The 18,096-nt window shown below is 66.9% G+C and carries 17 protein-coding genes and 1 pseudogene; 12 read left to right on the forward strand and 6 right to left on the reverse strand.

Annotation, left to right across the window (positions count from 1 at the left end; all coding sequences use genetic code 11):
- Positions 1–14 precede the first annotated feature (14 nt).
- Complete coding sequence (locus tag AZOLI_RS22795) at positions 15–1,124, reverse strand: branched-chain amino acid ABC transporter substrate-binding protein (RefSeq protein ID WP_014249548.1); 1,110 nt, start codon at positions 1,122–1,124, stop codon at positions 15–17.
- Between the two features lie 242 nt (positions 1,125–1,366).
- Between AZOLI_RS22795 and AZOLI_RS22800 the strand changes: the two genes are divergently transcribed.
- The 8 genes and pseudogenes from AZOLI_RS22800 (at position 1,367) to AZOLI_RS22835 (ending at position 8,937) form a co-directional block, all read left to right on the forward strand.
- Entirely contained in the window at positions 1,367–2,179 is an 813-nt protein-coding gene (locus AZOLI_RS22800; protein ID WP_014249549.1) for an IclR family transcriptional regulator, read from the forward strand.
- The gene (locus AZOLI_RS22805; protein WP_014249550.1) at positions 2,164–3,177 is read left to right on the forward strand and encodes a 2-dehydro-3-deoxygalactonokinase; all 1,014 of its coding nucleotides are present in this window, start codon (positions 2,164–2,166) and stop codon (positions 3,175–3,177) included. Before AZOLI_RS22800 ends, AZOLI_RS22805 begins: the two co-directional genes overlap by 16 nt.
- On the forward strand, positions 3,174–3,827 hold the full coding sequence (locus tag AZOLI_RS22810; protein ID WP_014249551.1) for a 2-dehydro-3-deoxy-6-phosphogalactonate aldolase: 654 nt from the start codon (positions 3,174–3,176) through the stop codon (positions 3,825–3,827). The genes AZOLI_RS22805 and AZOLI_RS22810 overlap by 4 nt, the downstream gene beginning before the upstream one ends.
- A gap of 70 nt (positions 3,828–3,897) precedes the next feature.
- The gene (locus AZOLI_RS22815; protein ID WP_014249552.1) at positions 3,898–4,887 is read left to right on the forward strand and encodes a tripartite tricarboxylate transporter substrate binding protein; all 990 of its coding nucleotides are present in this window, start codon (positions 3,898–3,900) and stop codon (positions 4,885–4,887) included.
- 70 nt (positions 4,888–4,957) lie between these two features.
- Positions 4,958–5,494, forward strand: coding sequence for a tripartite tricarboxylate transporter TctB family protein (locus AZOLI_RS22820; RefSeq protein WP_014249553.1), 537 nt, complete (start codon positions 4,958–4,960; stop codon positions 5,492–5,494).
- A 51-nt stretch (positions 5,495–5,545) separates the two neighbouring features.
- Positions 5,546–7,072, forward strand: coding sequence for a tripartite tricarboxylate transporter permease (locus AZOLI_RS22825; RefSeq protein WP_014249554.1), 1,527 nt, complete (start codon positions 5,546–5,548; stop codon positions 7,070–7,072).
- Positions 7,073–7,108: 36 nt separating this feature from the next.
- A complete protein-coding gene (locus tag AZOLI_RS22830; RefSeq protein WP_014249555.1) occupies positions 7,109–7,885 on the forward strand; it encodes an SDR family NAD(P)-dependent oxidoreductase in 777 nt (258 codons plus the stop codon).
- A 79-nt stretch (positions 7,886–7,964) separates the two neighbouring features.
- Positions 7,965–8,937, forward strand: a pseudogene (locus AZOLI_RS22835) (MBL fold metallo-hydrolase).
- A gap of 32 nt (positions 8,938–8,969) precedes the next feature.
- Here the strand turns inward: AZOLI_RS22835 and AZOLI_RS22840 are convergent.
- The 4 genes from AZOLI_RS22840 to rraA form a co-directional block, all read right to left on the reverse strand.
- Complete coding sequence (locus AZOLI_RS22840) at positions 8,970–9,257, reverse strand: HigA family addiction module antitoxin (protein WP_014249556.1); 288 nt, start codon at positions 9,255–9,257, stop codon at positions 8,970–8,972.
- Positions 9,258–9,273: 16 nt separating this feature from the next.
- Complete coding sequence (locus AZOLI_RS31585) at positions 9,274–9,552, reverse strand: type II toxin-antitoxin system RelE/ParE family toxin (RefSeq protein ID WP_014249557.1); 279 nt, start codon at positions 9,550–9,552, stop codon at positions 9,274–9,276.
- 119 nt (positions 9,553–9,671) lie between these two features.
- Positions 9,672–12,263 (reverse strand): bifunctional aconitate hydratase 2/2-methylisocitrate dehydratase, encoded by a 2,592-nt coding sequence (gene acnB / locus AZOLI_RS22850; protein ID WP_014249558.1) that lies wholly within the window; start codon positions 12,261–12,263, stop codon positions 9,672–9,674.
- Between the two features lie 202 nt (positions 12,264–12,465).
- The gene (gene rraA / locus AZOLI_RS22855) at positions 12,466–12,972 is read right to left on the reverse strand and encodes a ribonuclease E activity regulator RraA (RefSeq protein WP_014249559.1); all 507 of its coding nucleotides are present in this window, start codon (positions 12,970–12,972) and stop codon (positions 12,466–12,468) included.
- A gap of 203 nt (positions 12,973–13,175) precedes the next feature.
- Here rraA and AZOLI_RS22860 point away from each other — a divergent pair, with 203 nt between their 5' ends.
- The 4 genes from AZOLI_RS22860 to AZOLI_RS22875 all read left to right on the forward strand — a co-directional run bounded on the left by AZOLI_RS22860 (position 13,176) and on the right by AZOLI_RS22875 (position 17,172).
- Positions 13,176–13,550, forward strand: a complete 375-nt coding sequence (locus tag AZOLI_RS22860; RefSeq protein WP_014249560.1) for a hypothetical protein — start codon at positions 13,176–13,178, stop codon at positions 13,548–13,550.
- Between the two features lie 468 nt (positions 13,551–14,018).
- The gene (locus tag AZOLI_RS22865) at positions 14,019–14,978 is read left to right on the forward strand and encodes an EamA family transporter (protein ID WP_162488386.1); all 960 of its coding nucleotides are present in this window, start codon (positions 14,019–14,021) and stop codon (positions 14,976–14,978) included.
- Positions 14,971–16,203 carry a radical SAM protein gene (locus AZOLI_RS22870; protein WP_014249562.1) on the forward strand — a complete coding sequence of 411 codons (1,233 nt, stop codon included), beginning with the start codon at positions 14,971–14,973 and terminating at the stop codon, positions 16,201–16,203. The genes AZOLI_RS22865 and AZOLI_RS22870 overlap by 8 nt, the downstream gene beginning before the upstream one ends.
- Before the next feature lie 3 nt (positions 16,204–16,206).
- Entirely contained in the window at positions 16,207–17,172 is a 966-nt protein-coding gene (locus AZOLI_RS22875) for an agmatinase family protein (protein ID WP_014249563.1), read from the forward strand.
- 9 nt (positions 17,173–17,181) lie between these two features.
- Here AZOLI_RS22875 and AZOLI_RS22880 read toward each other — a convergent pair whose 3' ends face one another.
- Entirely contained in the window at positions 17,182–18,066 is an 885-nt protein-coding gene (locus AZOLI_RS22880) for a MurR/RpiR family transcriptional regulator (protein ID WP_014249564.1), read from the reverse strand.
- Positions 18,067–18,096 lie beyond the last annotated feature (30 nt).

Raw genomic sequence — 18,096 nt, forward strand, 5'->3', positions numbered from 1 at the left:
AACCGGCACGCCGGTTACTTCTGCGCGACCATCTTGGGCTGGCCGTTGTTCCAGACATACATCACGTAGTTGGGCTTGGTGATGTCGCCCTTCTTGTCGAACTCCACCGCGCCGACGACGGTGTCGTAGCTGCCGGAATGCAGCGCGGTCGACAGCTTCTTCCCGTCGGTGCTGCCGGCCTTCTGCAGGCCCTGGGCGATCACCTGAACCGCGGCGTAGCTGTAGAAGGCGAAGTTGCCCGGTTCCGGCAGGCCGGCCGCCTTGAAGGAGCCGATCAGTTCCTGCGCCTTGGGATCGCTGGCGGCCGACGGGCTGTCGGTGTACAGCGTGCCCTCGCCAGCCGGGCCGGTGATCGCCCAGTATTCCTGGTTGTTCAGGCCGTCGCCGGCGATGAACTGCGGCTTCAGCCCCTGTTCCTGCGCCTGACGGACGATCAGCCCCAGTTCGGGGTGATAGCCGCCGTAATAGACGGCATCGATCTTCTTGTCCTTCAGGGCGGTGATCAGCGCCGAGAAATCGCGCTCCCCGGCGGTGACGGAACCGCGGTAGGCGACCTTGCCGCCGGACTTCTCCAGCGTCTCGACCACGACGTCGGCCAGCCCCTTGCCGTAGGCCTGCTTGTCGTCGAGCACCGCGATATTCTTGTCCTTGAAGGTCTCGGCCAGATACTTGCCGGCAACCAGGCCCTGCTGGTCGTCGCGACCGCAGACGCGGAAGATGTTCGGGTGGCCCTTGGCGGTCAGCAGCGGGTTGGTGGCGGTCGGGGTGACCATCACCACGCCTTCCTCCTGGTAGACGTCGGCCGCCGGGATGCTGGCGCCGGAGCACAGATGGCCGACCACCGCCGCGACCTGATCGCGGACGAACTGGTTGGCGACCGCCACCGCCTGCCGCGGGTCGCAGGCGTCGTCACCGACCTTCAGCACCAGCTTCTGGCCCAGCACGCCGCCCTTGGCGTTGATGTCCGCAATCGCCTGTTTGGCGCCGTACACCGACTGCTCGCCCAGCGCCGCCACCGGACCGGTGGTCGCCGTGCCGAGTCCGATGACGATGTCCGCCTGCGCCGTGCCGAAGCCGGCGAGCAGTGCCGTCGCGCTGACGAAGGAAAGGACGGTGAGACGCATAATATTTCTCCTGGGATGACCATTTTGCGCCGGTCCACGTCCAACGGCCCAGGCGCATTCCCATTTCTGACCCAAGCGACAGGATTTTGAAAGCGCGATCATGGATGTCGCAGCGCTCTCATCTCCCCCGCGACCGTTCGTCGCCACCCCAAAATGTCTCACTATTTGGTATCACATAAAACTATTTGACACACCTTGGAGCATGCGCGAGCATGCAAAAAACAAAGGCAGCCAAACAAATCATGGGCGGAATCATCCAAGCGACCGAGCAGGAGTCGGAGGCCGGCAAGCCACAGGGCACCGGAACCCAAACCCTGCTGCGCGGACTGGCATTGCTGGAATGCGTGGCCGCCGGCATCGGCGACGTGAAGGGGATCGCGGCGCGGCTGGGCACCCCGCGCAGCACCACCCACCGCATGCTCGTCAGCCTCGTGGCGGAGGGGTATCTCCATCACATCCCCTACAAGGGCTATCTGCTGGGTCCGAAGCTGATCCAGCTGGGGATGAAGGCACTGGAACAGCGCCCCCTGGTCGCCGTCGCCCGCCCGCATATCGAGGCGCTGGCACAGGCGACCGGCGACACCGTCCATCTCGGCGTCGAGGACAACGGCGAGGTCTTCTATCTCGACAAGATCCCCGGCACCCGGGGGCTGGAGATGCGGTCCCGCACCGGACAGCGCATGCCCATCGCCTCCACCGGGCTGGGCAAGGCGCTGATGCTGGGCATGGCGCCCGCGCGCTGGACGACGCTGCATGCGCTGCTCTGCTCCCCCGACGCGCCGCCCGACCGGCCGCGTCCCGCGGACTGGCCGCAGTTCGAAAAGCAAATGAACGGGTATGTCGCCCAGGGTTGGGCGAAGGATTTGGAAGAGAATGAACTCGGCATCCGTTGCGTTTCCGCACCGGTACGCGACGGCCGGAATCTGGTGGTGGCGGCGATCAGCGTCGCCAGCGCCGTCCCCTACATGCCCGACGACCGCATGGACACTCTGGGACCGCTGGTCCGTGCCACGGCGGACGCGATATCCAAGGATCTGGGATGGATCGCAACCTGAACTCTTCCACCGAACCGGCGCTGATCGCGCTGGACTGGGGGACGTCGAGCCTGCGCGGCTTCCTGATGGACGGCGGCGCGCGCGTGCTTGCCGAACGGGCGTCCGCCCACGGCATCCAGAACCTGCCGCAGCCCGGCCCCGCCGGATTCGACGCCGCATTGGCCGCCCTCTGCGGGGACTGGCTGGACGCGCATCCCGGCTTGCCGGTGGTGGCCGGCGGCATGGTCGGCAGTGCCCAGGGATGGGTCGAGGCGCCCTATGTCACCACCCCGGCCGATGCGACGACCCTGGCCGACCGGGCGGCGCGGGTGGAGACGGCGTCCGGCCGCCGCATCCTGATCGCCCCCGGCGTTCTGCACGACCCGGCCGGCGCGCCGCCCGACGTGATGCGTGGGGAGGAGATCCAGATCGCCGGGGCGCTGGCCGAGAATGCCGATTGGGCGCGGAACGCCTGCATCGCCATGCCCGGCACCCATTCCAAATGGGTCCGCGTCACCGACGGTCGCATCACCGCCTTCTCCTCCTACATGACTGGCGAGCTGTTCGCGGTCCTGAAAACCCATTCGCTGCTCGGCCGCCTGATGCCCGCCGACCGCGAGGCATCGCCCGAGGATGAGGCGGCGGCCTTCGCCGTCGGCATCCGCGCCGCGCAGTCCGCCGGTCCCGGCGACCTGCCCCACCAGCTGTTCGCGACCCGCACGCTGGGCCTGACCCGGCGCATGCCGGCCGAGGCGCTGGCCCATTACCTGTCGGGCCTGCTGATCGGGCACGAGCTGCGCTCCGGCCTTGCGCTGCTGGCGGGAATGCAGGCGGGCACGCCGCTGCTGTTGATCGGCGCCCCGGCTCTCTGCAGCCGCTACGGCCGCGGGCTCGCGGCCTTCGGCGTCACGCCCGCGGCACAGCTGGGGAATACCGCCCCGCGCGGCCTGTTCCAGTTCGCCGCCGCGGCCGGGCTGCTTGCCACCGGCACCACCCCCAGCACGATGAGCGCGCCATGACCGAGCTTTCGCTTTCCGCCCGCTTCGATGCCGCCTTCTCCGCCCTGCCGCTGGTCGCGATCCTGCGCGGCCTGACCCCGGCCGAGGCGGAGCCGGTGGCCGCGGCACTCTACGAGGCGGGTTTCCGGCTGGTCGAGGTGCCGCTGAACTCGCCCGATCCCTTCGACAGCATCGCCGCCATCCGCGGCAGCCTGCCCTCCGACGCGCTGGTCGGTGCCGGCACGGTGCTGACGCTGGACGCCGTGGACCGGCTGTCCGGCATCGGTGCCGATCTGGTGGTGATGCCGCATGCCGACACCGCGATCATCCGTGCCGCCAAATCGCACTCGATGGCCTGCACCCCCGGCGTCGCCACCGCAACGGAGGCCTTCGCGGCGCTCGCCGCCGGGGCCGACGCTCTGAAGCTGTTCCCGGCCGAACAGATCGCCCCGCCCGTGGTGAAGGCCCTGCGCGCGGTGATCCCGCACAGCGTGCGGCTGCTGCCGGTCGGCGGCATCACGCCCGACACGATGCAGCCCTTCCGCACCGCCGGCGCCTCCGGCTTCGGGCTGGGTTCGGCGCTCTACAGCCCCGGCCTGCCGGTGGCGGAGGTCGCGGCCCGCGCCAAGCGCTTCGCCCAGGCCTGGGCAGAGGGATCGTCCGGCCGCTGATCACCATCCTTTTCTTGATCGTCACCTTTCAACGACCGGCGCACAAGCCGGCACACCCAGAGGGAATGCCATGAAGGTTTCTACCCGCCTGACCCGTACCGTTCTGACGGCCGGCCTGTCCGCCGCCATGCTGTTCGCCGGAGCCGCGACCATCTCCGGCGCCGCCCTGGCCGCCGACTATCCGGCGAAGCCGGTCGAGCTGATCGTGCCCTATGCCGCCGGCGGCGGCACCGACCTCGTCGCCCGCGCCTTCGCCGATGCGGCCAAGAAGCAGCTGCCGCAGTCGATGGGCGTGGTGAACAAGACCGGCGGCGGCGGTGCCGTCGGCCTGACCGAGATCATGGCCGCCCGTCCCGACGGCTACAAGATCGGCATGGGCACGGTGGAGATCACCCTGCTGCCGCATATGGGCGTCGCCCGCTTCACGGTGGAGGATTTCACCCCGATCGCCCGCCTGAACGCGGAGCCGAGCGCCATCACCGTCAAGGCCGACGCGCCGTGGAAGACGGTCGAAGAATTCCTTGAGCATGCCAAGGCCAACCCCGGCAAGGTCCGCATCGGCAACTCCGGCACCGGCGCCATCTGGCACCTCGCGGCCGAAGCGCTGGAGGAAAAGACCGGCACGACCTTCAACCATGTGCCGTTCGACGGCGCCAACCCGGCCGTGACCTCGCTGCTGGGCGGCCATATCGAAGCGGTGTCGGTCAGCCCGGCCGAGGTGTCGAGCCAGCTCGCCGCCGGCCAGCTGCGCATGCTCGCCGTCATGGCCGAACAGCGCAGCAAGACCTTCCCGGACGTGCCGACGCTGAAGGAAAAGGGCATCGACCTGTCCGTCGCCACCTGGCGCGGCATCGTGGTGCCGAAGAAGACGCCGGCCGCCGTGGTCGACACCCTGCGCACCGCCAGCAAGGCCGCGGCGGAAGACCAGGCCTTCCGTGACCAGCTGGCCAAGATGAACCTGACCTGGGCCTATGCCGACGGTCCCGAGTTCGCTCAGGTCATGCAGAAGGACAATGCCTTCTTCAAGGACCTGATGACCAAGCTGGGCATGGCGAAGTAACGCCGGACCGACTCCGCACCCCGGCGGTCCACCGCCGGGGTGCGCCTTCATCGGTTGAGGAGACCGGACCATGAGCAACCCGCCTGCCGGGAGCGAACGCCCCGGCTCCAGCGACGATTCCGGCAACGCCATGCCGATGACGACGAAGATCGCCAACCTCGTGATCTCCGTCGTGCTGATCGCCATCGCGGCCTCGGCCATCGCAGCGACCGGCGATTTCCCGAAGAGCATGCTGGCGGCCGATGTCGGCGCCGCCCGCTTCCCGATCATCCATGCGGGCACGCTTATCCTTCTTTGCCTGATCCTGATCGCCAACACTCTGCGTGCGCCCACCGCCCCGACTGCCACCGGAAAGGCGCCGGTCGGGATCGCCGGCTATGCCGGGGTCGCCCTGGGCATGCTGGCGACCGCAGCCTGCATCGCCGCGATGGAACATGTCGGCTATGGCATCGCCACCGCCGTCTATATGGCCGTGATCATGGCGCTGATGGGGCAGCGCAGCCCGCTTTGGAATCCGGTGCTGGCGGTCGGCGTGACGGCGCTGGTCTACGGCGTCTTCCACTATGCGCTTCAGGTGCCGTTGCCGGTGGGGAGCCTGTTCGAATGACCAGCCCCGCCCTTTTCATGGCCGCACCGTATGTCGTGGAGGACCGCCGCCATGCATGAACTCGATCTTCTGATGAACGGTTTCGCCGCGCTGGCGTCGAACCCGCTGGCGCTGCTTCTGGCGCTGGTCGGGGTCGCGCTCGGCATTTTCATCGGCGCCCTGCCCGGTCTGACGGCGACCATGGGCGTCGCCATCCTGCTGCCCTTCACCTTCGGCATGGATCCGGTATCCGGCCTGCTGATGATCTCCGGCGTCTTCTTCGGCGGCGTCTATGGCGGGTCGGTGACGGCGATCCTGCTGCGCATTCCCGGCACCCCGGCCGCCGCCGCCACCGCGATGGACGGATTCGAGCTGACCAGGAAGGGCATGGCCGGCGTGGCACTGGGCACCGCGACCCTGTCCTCCTTCCTCGGCGGCACGGCCAGCATCATCGTCCTGATCTTCCTCGCCCCGGTCCTGGCCGGCTTCGCGCTCAAGTTCAGCGCGTCGGAGAGCTTCGCGCTCGCCGTCTTCGGGCTGAGCATCATCGCCAGCATTTCCGGCCGTTCGGTGATCAAGGGGTTGATCGCCGGCTTCCTGGGACTGCTGATCGCAACGGTCGGCATGGACCCGATGGACGGGTTCCCCCGCTTCACCGGCGGCTATACCGAGCTGTTCAACGTCCCCTTCATTCCGGTGATGATCGGCCTGTTCGCCGCCGCCGAAGCCTTCAAGTCGCTGGAGGACCCGAAGGTCCGCCTGGGCATGGCCGCGGCGCTGGGCCGCATCATTCCCGAATGGGCGACCTTCCGCCGCCTTCTGGGCACGGTGGCACGCTCCACCGGCCTTGGCGTGGCGATCGGCATCATCCCCGGTGCCGGCGCCGACATCGCCGCCTATGTCGCCTACAACGAGGCCAAGCGCTTCAGCAAGACGCCGGAGAATTTCGGCAAGGGCGAGTTGGCCGGTGTCGCCGCCTGCGAATCCGGCGCCAACGGCTGCACCGGCGGCGCGCTTCTGACCATGCTGACTCTGGGCATTCCCGGCGACGCCGTCACCGCGGTGATGCTGGGCGCCCTGACGCTGCAGGGGCTGCAACCCGGACCGCTGCTGTTCAAGGAACATGCGGAGCTGGTGTTCACCCTGTTCGCGGGCATGCTGTTCTGCTACGTCGCCATGCTGGTGATCGGGCTGGGGTCGCTGCGCTTCATGGGCCGCGTCCTGCAGATGCCGAAATCGGTGCTGACGCCGGTTATTCTGCTTCTGTGCATCGTCGGCACCTACGCCATCAACAACAGCCTGTTCGACATCGGCATCATGCTGGCCGCCGGCGTCGCCGGATACTTCATGCAGAAGTGGGACTTCCCGGCTTCGCCGGTGGTGCTGGCGCTGATCATGGGCCCGATGGCGGAGGCCAACTTCCGCCGCGCCCTGTCGCTGTCGGGCGGAAGCTATGACTTCCTCTACACCCGGCCGATCACCGTCGTGCTGCTGACCATTGCCATCCTGACCCTGTTCCTGCCGCTGGTGACGCGTTGGCGCAGCCATCGGGCGGAGACGCGGCAAGCCGGTGCAGCCCGCCGCCTGAACAAAGCCTGATTTTCAAAGCAAGCCTGACCATAAGGAAAGACAGCCATGTTCGACGATCTGAAGGGCCGCCGTGTCCTGATCACCGGTTCGACCCAGGGGATCGGTCTGGCCGCGGCGCAGGCCTTCGCCCGCCACGGCGCCAAGATCGGCATCAACGGCCGCAAGGCGCCGGCCGATCTCGACGCGACCCTCCAGGCGATGGAGTCCGCGGGTGGCGAGGCGGCCTTCTTCGCCGGGGATCTGTGCAGCAGCGCCGCCTGCAAGGCCGTGGTGGACGCCTTCGTCGAGCGGTTCGGCGGCATCGACGTGCTGATCAACAATGCCGGCGGGCTGGTCGGCCGCAAGCCGCTGGAGGAGATCGACGACGAGTTCTTCGACGCGGTGACCGACCTGAACGCCCGCTCCGCCCTGATGACCACCAAGCATGCCCTGCCCCATCTGCGCCAATCGGCCAAGGACAGCGGGCAGACGGCGTCGGTGATCCTGGTCGGGTCGGTCGCCGGCTACACCGGCGGCGGGCCGGGCGCCGGGCTGTATGGCGCTGCCAAGGCGTGGCTGCACAACATCCAGAAGAACTGGGTCGCCTTCCACACCAAGGAGGGCATCCGCTTCAACACCGTGTCGCCCGGCACCTTCGACACCGCCTTCCATGCCGACAAGGACGAGGCCGCCAAGGCCCGCGTGTCGACCGGCATCCCGATGGGCCGCTTCGGCAAGCCTGAGGAATGCGCCCCGACCTTCCTGTTCTTCGCCTCCCATGGCTGCTCGGGCTACATCACCGGGCAGGTCCTGGACGTGAACGGCGGCCAGTTCATGCCGTAAGGACCCTACCGGCAGGGGGCTGCAGGACAAGCGCCGTTTCCCGCTGTTGTCGAAAGACACGGGTAGGAGATGGATGACCATGGCCTCGCAGATTCCCCTGTCGGAAGACAGCAGCGCGATCGATCCGGCGCTCGACGCGCTGCGCAGCGACCATACGCACGAGATCGCGCCCGACCTCGCCTATCGACGGCTCGGCATCGTCAATGTCGTGTTCTGGGGTCCGCCGGGCGCCGGCGACCGCGAATGGGTGCTGATCGATGCCGGGCTGATGGGCACCAAGGGCTTCATCCGAAGCGCGGCGGCGGAGCGGTTCGGCCGCGACTCCCGCCCCGCCGCCATCGTCATGACCCACGGCCATTTCGACCATGTCGGCGTGTTGGAGGATCTGGCGGAGGAATGGGACGCCCCGGTCTACGCCCACCCGCTGGAACATCCCTATCTGAACGGTCAGGCCGCCTACCCGCCCGGTGATCCATCCGTCGGCGGCGGAGCGATGGCGGCGCTGGCGCGCCTCTACCCGCGAAAGCCGGTGGATGTCGGATCACGCCTGCGCGCGTTGCCGGAGGACGGGTCGCTGCCGGTGATGCCGGGCTGGCGCTGGATCCACACGCCGGGGCACAGCGTCGGCCATGTCTCCTTCTGGCGGGAGCGTGACCGCTCGATGATCGTCGGCGATGCCTTCGTCACCACGGGGCAGGAATCGGCCTACGCCGTCGCCGTGCAGCGGGCGGGTCGGCGATGCCTTCGTCACCACGGGGCAGGAATCGGCCTACGCCGTCGCCGTGCAGCGGGCGGAAATGCACGGCCCACCGATGTATTTCACCGTTGAATGGGACAAGGCGCGGGAGTCCGTCGCCCGGCTGGCCGCGCTGGAACCGGAACTGGTCATCACCGGCCATGGCGAGCCGATGCGAGGGGCCGAGATGCGCGCCGCCCTGCACCGGTTGGCGGACGAGTTCGACAGCATCGCGATTCCACGCAAGGGCATCTATCTGGAAAAGCCGGCACGGGCGGAGGACCGCAGCGCTTACTGTGCGCCGGGAGGTGACTGAGAGCTATCCGCGCTGTGAAAGGGTGATCGGCGTCAAGCTGCGCGGGGATGGACGTCGCGTTCGATCTCCGCGCCATGCGCACTGGCGGCGACCGACAGGTCATGGTCCGATTGCAGGTTCAGCCAGAACTGTGGCGTGGTGCCGAAGTAACGGGCGAGGCGCAATGCGGTATCGGCACTGATGCCCCGACGTTCATTGACGATCTCGCCGATCCGGGTGGCGGGAACCCGCAAGGCGATGGACAGCGCATTGGCCGTCAGCCCCAGCGGCTCCATGAACTCCTCCCGCAGCACTTCGCCGGGATGTGTCTTGATGCGCATCACCCACTCCCTTTTCCTAATGGTAGTCGACGATCTCTACATCGTGGGCGCCATCCTCGCGCCAGACGAAGCAGAGACGCCATTGGTCGTTGATCCGTATACTGTGCTGCCCGGCTCGATCTCCTTTGAGCGCTTCCAGTCGATTCCCCGGGGGCGAACGCAGATCCTCCAACACCGCTGCGGCGTTCAGCATGTCCAGTTTCCGCGCAGCGACCTTGGAGACGGTAGTGAATTGCCGGACGGTCTCGCCCTCATACAGCGCCTTGGTCTGCCGGTCACGGAAGCTGCGTATCATTCCAACACCATATAACGGCCGACGTTAAACGGGAAGCGTCTAATTGGGAAAGGCAATATAAAAACCCCCGCCGGATCGCTCCGGCGGGGGCTTTCGTTACCGACCGCTATGTCCGGCTATCAGGCCGGGACGGCGACCTTTTCCGCGACTTCCTGGAAAGCCGGGATCTGGTCGAAGTTCATGTAGCGGTAGACGTCGGCAGCGGCCTTGTTCACCACGCCGACCTGGGCCAGATACTCCTCGTTGGTCGGGATCTTGCCCAGCAGCGCCGCGACGGCGGCCAGTTCGGCCGACGACAGGTAGACGCGGGTGTCGATGCCCAGACGGTTCGGGAAGTTGCGGGTCGAGGTCGAGATGGCGGTCGAGCCCTTGCGGATCTGCGCCTGGTTGCCCATGCACAGCGAGCAGCCCGGCATCTCCATGCGGGCGCCGGCCTTGCCGAGGGTGGCGTAATAGCCTTCCTCGGTCAGCATCATCGCGTCCATCTTCGTCGGCGGGGCGATCCACAGGCGGGTCGGGATGTCCGACTTGCCATTCAGGATCTTACCCGCAGCGCGGAAGTGGCCGATGTTGGTCATGCAGGAGCCGATGAACACCTCGTCGATCTTGTCGCCGGCGACCTCGGACAGCGTCTTCACGTCGTCCGGATCGTTCGGGCAGGCCAGGATCGGCTCCTTGATGTCGGCCAGATCGATCTCGATCACGGCGGCATACTCGGCGTCGGCATCGGGCTTCAGCAGCTGCGGATCGGCGATCCACGCCTCCATCGCCTTGATGCGGCGCTCCAGGGTGCGCGCGTCGGCGTACCCGTTGGCGATCATCCACTTCATCAGCGTGATGTTGGAGGTCATGTATTCGATGATCGGCTCCTTGTTCAGGAGCACGGTGCAGCCTGCCGCCGACCGCTCGGCCGAGGCATCGGTCAGCTCGAACGCCTGCTCGACCTTCAGATCCGGCAGACCTTCGATCTCCAGCACGCGGCCGGAGAAGATGTTCTTCTTGCCCTTCTTCTCGACGGTCAGCAGGCCGGCCTTGATCGCGTAGAGCGGGATGGCGTTGACGAGGTCACGCAGGGTGACGCCCGGCTGCATTTCGCCCTTGAAGCGGACCAGGACCGATTCCGGCATGTCCAGCGGCATGACGCCGGTGGCGGCGGCGAAGGCGACCAGACCGGAACCGGCCGGGAAGCTGATGCCGATCGGGAAGCGGGTGTGGCTGTCGCCGCCGGTGCCGACGGTGTCCGGCAGCAGCAGGCGGTTCAGCCAGGAGTGGATGACGCCGTCGCCCGGACGCAGCGCGACGCCGCCGCGGGTGGAGATGAAGTCCGGCAGCTCGTGGTGCATCTTCACGTCCACCAGCTTCGGATAAGCGGCGGTGTGGCAGAAGGACTGCATCACGAGATCGGCCGAGAAGCCCAGGCAGGCCAGGTCCTTCAGCTCGTCACGGGTCATCGGGCCGGTGGTGTCCTGCGACCCGACCGTGGTCATCTTCGGCTCGCAATAGGTGCCCGGACGGACGCCCTTGCCTTCCGGCAGACCGCAGGCGCGGCCGACCATCTTCTGGGCCAGCGTGAAGCCCTTGCCGGTGTCGGCCGGGGATGCCGACTGGCGGAACAGGGTCGACGGGGCCAGCCCCAGAGCCTCGCGGGCACGGGCGGTCAGGCCGCGGCCGATGATCAGCGGGATGCGGCCGCCGGCACGCACCTCGTCGAAGATCACCTCGGACTTCACGGTGAACTCGGCGATGACCTCGCCGTTCTTCAGGGCCTTGCCCTCATAGGGGCGCAGTTCGATGACGTCGCCCATCTCCATCTTGTTGACGTCCAACTCGATGGGCAGGGCGCCGGCGTCTTCCATGGTGTTGTAGAAGATCGGGGCGATCTTGGTGCCGAGGCAGACGCCGCCGAAGCGCTTGTTCGGGACGAACGGAATATCCTCGCCGGTGAACCACAGCACAGAATTGGTGGCGGACTTGCGCGAGGAACCGGTGCCGACCACGTCGCCGACATAGGCGATCAGGTTGCCCTTCTTCTTCAGCTCTTCCAGCTGCTTGGTCGGGCCGCGCTGGCCCGGCTCGTCGGCCTCGATGCCCGGACGCGGGTTCTTCAGCATGGCGAGCGCGTGCAGCGGGATGTCCGGGCGGCTCCAGGCGTCGGGGGCCGGCGACAGGTCGTCGGTGTTGGTCTCGCCCGACACCTTGAAGACCGTCAGCGTCATCGACGCCGGGACTTCCGGACGCGAGGTGAACCACTCCGCATCGGCCCAGGACTGCAGCACCGCCTTGGCGTTGGCGTTGCCCTTGTCGGCCAGTTCCTTGACGTCGTGGAAGAAGTCGAAGACCAGCAGGGTCTTCTTCAGGCCTTCCGCGGCGGCGGCGCCGCATTCGGCGTCCGACAGCAGGTCGATCAGCGGCTGGACGTTGAAGCCGCCGAGCATGGTGCCCAGCAGTTCGGTGGCCTTGACCTTCGAGATCAGCGGCGAGCTGTCGACGCCCTTGGCGACGGCGGCCAGGAAGCCGGCCTTGACGCGGGCGGCATCGTCGACGCCGGCCGGAATGCGGTTGGTGATGAGGTCGAGGAGAAACGCTTCCTCGCCCGCCGGCGGGGCCTTCAGCAGGTCGATCAGCTCGGACGTCTGCTTCGCGGTGAGGGGCAGGGCCGGGATTCCGAGGGCGGCGCGTTCGGCCGCGTGCTGGCGGTAGGCTTCGAGCACGGCAGGGTTCCTCATAAATGAAAGGCCGGCCCTTGGATGGGAACCGTGAGACGGCCCGCTTGAACTCAGGTCGGGTTTATATGCCCGCTTAAGTGAAAGTGCAAGGGGGCGCCCCGCTTACGTGAAGCGGACAGGACAAAATGGCCTCCGTTTTTGCACTGGTATTACCGGTGCTTGGTATGACCACTTCGTTGCCCCGGCTTTATTTCAGCGCGGCGGCCTGCTCCCGCGTAAGGACGACGATGCCGTCCTCGTCGGCGAACAGGATATCGCCCGGCTGGATGAGCGCGCCCGGCAGTTCCACGGCCACGTCGACCAGTCCCTGGTCGCGCCGGGTCGAGGCGCGCGGGATCGACGCCAGCGCCTTGATGCCCAGCGGCAGTGTCGCCAGTTCGGCCACGTCGCGGACGCAGCCCCAGATCACCACGCCGGCCCAGCCGTTCTTGACCGCGGAGGCAGCGATCATGTCGCCCATCAGGGCGCAGCGCAGGCTGCCGGCGCCGTCCACCACCAGGACCCGGCCGGTACCGGGGGTCGCCAGCAGTTCCTTGACGCGGGAATTGTCCTCCAGGCACTTGACGGTGACGACCTCGCCGCTGAAGCGGGTGACGGCGCCGAAATCGCGGAAGCCCGGCAGGACATAGCGGGCGGCGTCCTTGAAGCGGTCGAACAGGTCGCAGGTGGGGACGAAAGTCTGGCCGGTGGACATGGCTTGAGGCTCCGCAGCGTCGACGTTGCAGGGATTTCTCCCCCACCTCTTGCGCCAAAGGCGAGCGGGAGGCAAGGCCCGCAATCGGCTGCTGCCAATGGCCGGCGATCATGCCGCAGGAGGCTTGCCGAACGTGCAGTCGCCGGGACCGGGATGCGAACCCATATTCGAGCGGGTGCATAAAGAAAGAACGGTGCCCCCTCATGAAATCGCCGGAGATTCCTGCCGCCGCGGCGGCCAGCGCACTGACCCTTCTGCTCGCCGCCTGCGGATCCATCGCTCCGCCGCCGGTCGCCACGCCGGACCCCGCCGTGCTGGCCGCACTGGAGCGCAACGCCGCCAACAGCTGCAACCCGTCGGTGGCATCCGTGCTGACCGGGGCCCGCATCCCGGCCTCGGACATCCGCGGCTTCAGCTATGGCATCTACCGCGATGAGTATCGCGACGTCATCGTCCGCTGGGATGCCTGGGTGTACCTGAACAGCCAGCCGGGCGCGGTGGTGGTTACGGTCGACGAGGACTGCCGGCCGATCCAGATCTATGCCCGTGAGGGGGCGACGCTGCCGGGAGGGCGCTGAAATCCCGTCCAATGGCCCCATTGCGTTGCCGCCTCGCCCACCGGTGGGTGGCTCCACGGGAATGACTTCGGTCTGCATATCGTCGCCGGCGAATCTCTGACCTGTCTTAACTTTGGCACGCCGAGAATTTGCGGCTCTGGATGTTACAAGCCCCGCCTCATCGCTTCGATCTCTAAGCTTTAACTGAGATAGTTCTTCATACGATCATATGTTTTACTTCAGATGTTCATATTTTACCTTGACGCATGGATTCGATGTGAGCTAACCACAATCCCATGATCTGTTTGTGGTCATGCTGACCACCTCCGCCTGTGCTCTGCTTTGCCTCGATCCGTTCGTCAGCCGATCTTCGTGGATGGCCACCGGCCTCGCGCGATGACTGCTTGCGCTCCGGTGCCGCGATGCAGCCGTCGCCTGCGGCGGAACGGGAACGGCCACGCGGAGGATGGAGCCACGTCAGGGGGAAACATGACTGAGCGGGGATCGATGCGCGCGGTCGGCATGGCCGCGATCTTCGTGGCTGCCATCCTGTTCGGTGCCGCGGGAGCGGCGGCGAAGGTGCTGTTCGTCTCCGACGTGTCGCCGCTGGACCTGACGGCGATCCGCAGCTTCGTGGCCTGCGCCGTCCTGGGGCCGATCATGGTCCTCCTGCCGGGCCGGCCGTTCCACGTTCCACCTGCTGCCAGACCGATGACGGTGGCCGCGGGCGTCATGTTCGTCGTGGTGAACGCCACCTTCTATCTGGCGATCGACATGATGAACGTCGCGGCGGCCATCACGCTGGAATACACATCGCCCTTCTTTGTGCTGGTGCTCGGGGTGCTTCTCGGCACCCGGCGCATCGGCCTGCGCGACTGCGCGATCGTCACGCTTAGCCTTGTCGGCTGCTTCCTCCTGACGGGGGGCGGCGGCGAGTGGGTCAGGCTTTCCGCCGGTCTGGCCATCGGGCTTGCCTGCGGGTTCGCCTTCGCCGTCTTCAACATGATCGGCAACGCCTGCAAATCGCGGGGCATCGGCGCCACGGCGCTGACCTTCTGGAATTTCGCCATTTCTTCGCTGATCTGGGTCGCCGCCCTGCCCTTCCTCGGGGTGCACAGGCTGGAACCGACGGCGGAGATGATGGCCTATATCGGGTTCATCGCGGTGGTCGCCACCATCCTGCCCTATTGGCTGCTTCTGTTCGGCCTGCGCCATGTCGATGCGCTGCCGGCGACCGTGATCGGGCTGCTCGACCCGCTGGCGGCCGGTCTCATGGCTTATGTCCTGCTGGGAGAAACGCTGACCGCCGCCAACATGGCGGGCATCGCGCTCGTCTCCCTTTCCGTCATCCTCGTGACGCTTTCGGAACGGCAGACGAGCCGTGCGCCGGCCAAGCCGCCCCGCAGCCCCGCCGAAGGCGTCCCCCAGCTGGAGGCAAACAATGGTTGATACCCCGGCGCCCGCGGCCTCGCCGCTCGATCATCTCCGCATCGAACCGGACCTGGATCGGCGCTCCCTCCCCCATATCCAGGCGGCGGGAAAGCGGCTGGAGGATCTGTGGGCGAAAGGAACAGATCACTGCCCGAGCCTGATCGGCGCCGCGGCGGCAAGCGGGCAGATGATCCATCTGGATCTGGACCTCACCGGCGACTGCGCCCTGAAATGCTTCTACTGCGACCGCACGCCCGACCGCTACAACGGCGTCCCCAACCGGCAGGAACTGACCACCGAGGAGCGCAAGGACATCATCCGGCAGGCACGGGCGCTCGGAGCCACGACGGTGGAGTTCCCCGGTGCCGGCGAGCCGATGCTGGATCCCGGATTCTGGGAGATCGTCGAGTTCATCAATGAGCTGGGCATGACCAGCGTCGTCTTCACCAGCGGCTATCACCTGGACGAGGCGGCGGCTGACCGGCTGTACGATCTGGATGCGACCATCTTCCTGAAATACAACAACATCGACACGATCGTGCAGGACCGCATGGTCGGTCTCCGCGGCTATGGCGAGAAGGCGCACGAGGCGATGCGCATCCTGCTCGCCCGCGGGTTCAACCGGACCATTCCCACCCGGCTGGCGATCGATGTCGTCGTCACGCCGAAATACCACGATCTGGACGGCGTCGCCGACCTGTTCCGCTGGTGCCGGGACAACAATGTCCACAGCTACATCGTCACCCTCATTCCCGAAGGCATGGCCGACCACAAGTCGATCCTTCTTGAACGCAACAGGGCCGACGAGCTGATCGACCTGATGCGGACCATCGACGAGAAGGAATACGGCATCGTCTATGAACCCAGCCGGCCCATGGGCGGTGGATACCGCTGCCGTCAGGTGAATTGCGGGCTGTTCGTCAATCTTTTCGGCGAGGTCTACGACTGCAACGGGCTTTCCCGCCTGATCGGCCATGCGCGGACGGATTCGCTTGAGGCGATCTGGAATTCCGCCTATGCGCGCCATGTGCGGCAACCGGACCAGGATGGCTTTTGTCTGGTGCGCGAACGCCAGTGGGAGGGACGGGACCTGTCGGCGATGGATCGCAAGCTGGAGGATTATCACCGTTGGCAGGCGGTCAACGCACCGGACGACATCGTCGAACGTGCGAAGGAGATGGTGGGAGTCGGCCGCATCGAACTCGCCCGGACCGGTGCGGTTCCGGTCGGTGCGGACAGCTGATCGATGGCGGCCGGCATGAACACGCGAGTCGTCGAGGATTCCACCGTCCGCTGGATTGGCGGAGCGTGGGAAAATCCGGAAAACAACCTGGAAGGCAATCGGCCCGCGACCGACCCCGGCACCGAACTCCTGTTCCTGGAGATCCCGTTCGACCATGCGGTCAGCCACCGGCCGGGCACGCGGTTCGGCCCGGCTGCGATCCTGCGGGCACTGGACGGTTTCAGCCTCTACTGCACGGACAAGCGGGTCGACCTGGCTCCGTTGCGGCTTCGCCGCTTCGGGGAGGTCGATGTCTCCAACGACATCCACGCGACCTACCGGCACATCGCGGATACCGTGGCCGGCCTGCCTTCCGACGACACCCCGGTCTTCCTGGGCGGCGACCATTCCATCACCGATCCGATCCTGCGTGGCCTGCTGCGACGCCATCCGGACCGCAAGCTTGGGCTGATCGTCTTCGACGCCCATTTCGATTCGCGCGTTCCGGTGCCGGGGAAGGAGCATTCCGGACATTGGATGCATACGGTGGCCGAGGTGTTCGACCATCGCCACAGCGTCCAGCTCGGGGTCGATGCGCCGATCTACTCCCACACTTACATGGAGCGGGCGGAGGCGGCCGGGATCATGGTCCGCACCCCCTGGGACATCCGCCGCGCCGGGTTGGCCGGGACCGTCGAGGAGGCGATCCGCCACGCGGTGGAACCGACCGACGAAGTCCATATCTCCATCGACATCGACTGCCTGTCGGCGGGCTTCGCACCGGGAACCAGCGTTCCGAACGCTGCCGGGTTGATGCTGTGGGACGTCGCAGATGCGGTGTTCGAGATCGCGCGCAGCGCCGACCATGCCAGCCTGGACATCGTCGAGGTCAGCCCTCCGCTGGACGCCGGCGGGATCACCGCCCAATCCGCAGCCCATCTTGTGATGAATTTCCTGGCCGGAAGGGCGGCCCGCCTCCGGCAAGGCTGATCCGGTCGCCTATCGCTCAGCCGCCTTTTCCGACACATGGGCATCCACGGCGCGGTCGTGGCGCTTCAGGCGCTCCTGCAGGGTGTCGCCCATGCGAAGCGCCACGGCGATGGACAGGATGTCGCCCAGCACCAGATGCGCGATGCGGACGGTCATGGGGGAGTGGATGTCGAAATCGTCGGCGATGTCGGCCACGAGGCTGACCGTCGCCATTTCCGCCAGCGGCGTGCCGGAGCGGGTCAGGGCGATCACGTCGGCGCCGGCCTTGCGGGCGTTCTGGACGGCGTCGAGGATGTCACGGGTCCGGCCGGTGCTGGACACCGCCACCACCGCGTCGCCCTTCGTCAGGGTCAGGGCGGACGCGAAATAGATGTGTGAATCGGTGTAGGCGACGGTGGGAATGCCCAGCCGGAAGAACTTGCGCTGGATGTCCTCCGCCACCGTGCCCGAATTGCCGGAACCGTAGAACTCGATCCGGCGCGAGGCGGCCAGCACGTCGGCGGCACGGTCCACCGCGTCGGCCGGCAGGTTGTTGCGCACCTGCATCAGCGTGGCGATGGTGCGGTCGAACAGCTTGCCGGCCAGCACCGCCCCCGGCACTCCCCCTGGAACCTTGCCATCGGCATCCAATTCCCCGCCCACCGACAGGTCCTGGTGCAGGAATGGCATGCCGCCGGCGATGTCCTGCGCCAGCTTGATCTTGAATTCCCGGAAGCCGCGGCAGCCGAGCGCCGAGCAGAAGCGCGCCACCGTCGGCTCGCTCACCCCGACGCGGTCGGCCAATTCGGCCATGGACAGGTTGATGACATCGCCCGGATGGGCCATCGCATAGTCCGCCAGCTTGCGTTCCGAAGGCCGGATCTGGTCGCGGACGGCGGCGATTCTCGCCAGCATGTGGGGGTCGCTCCCTTCTGAATGTGGGTC

This window comes from Azospirillum lipoferum 4B (assembly GCF_000283655.1).
Taxonomy (GTDB): domain Bacteria; phylum Pseudomonadota; class Alphaproteobacteria; order Azospirillales; family Azospirillaceae; genus Azospirillum; species Azospirillum lipoferum_C.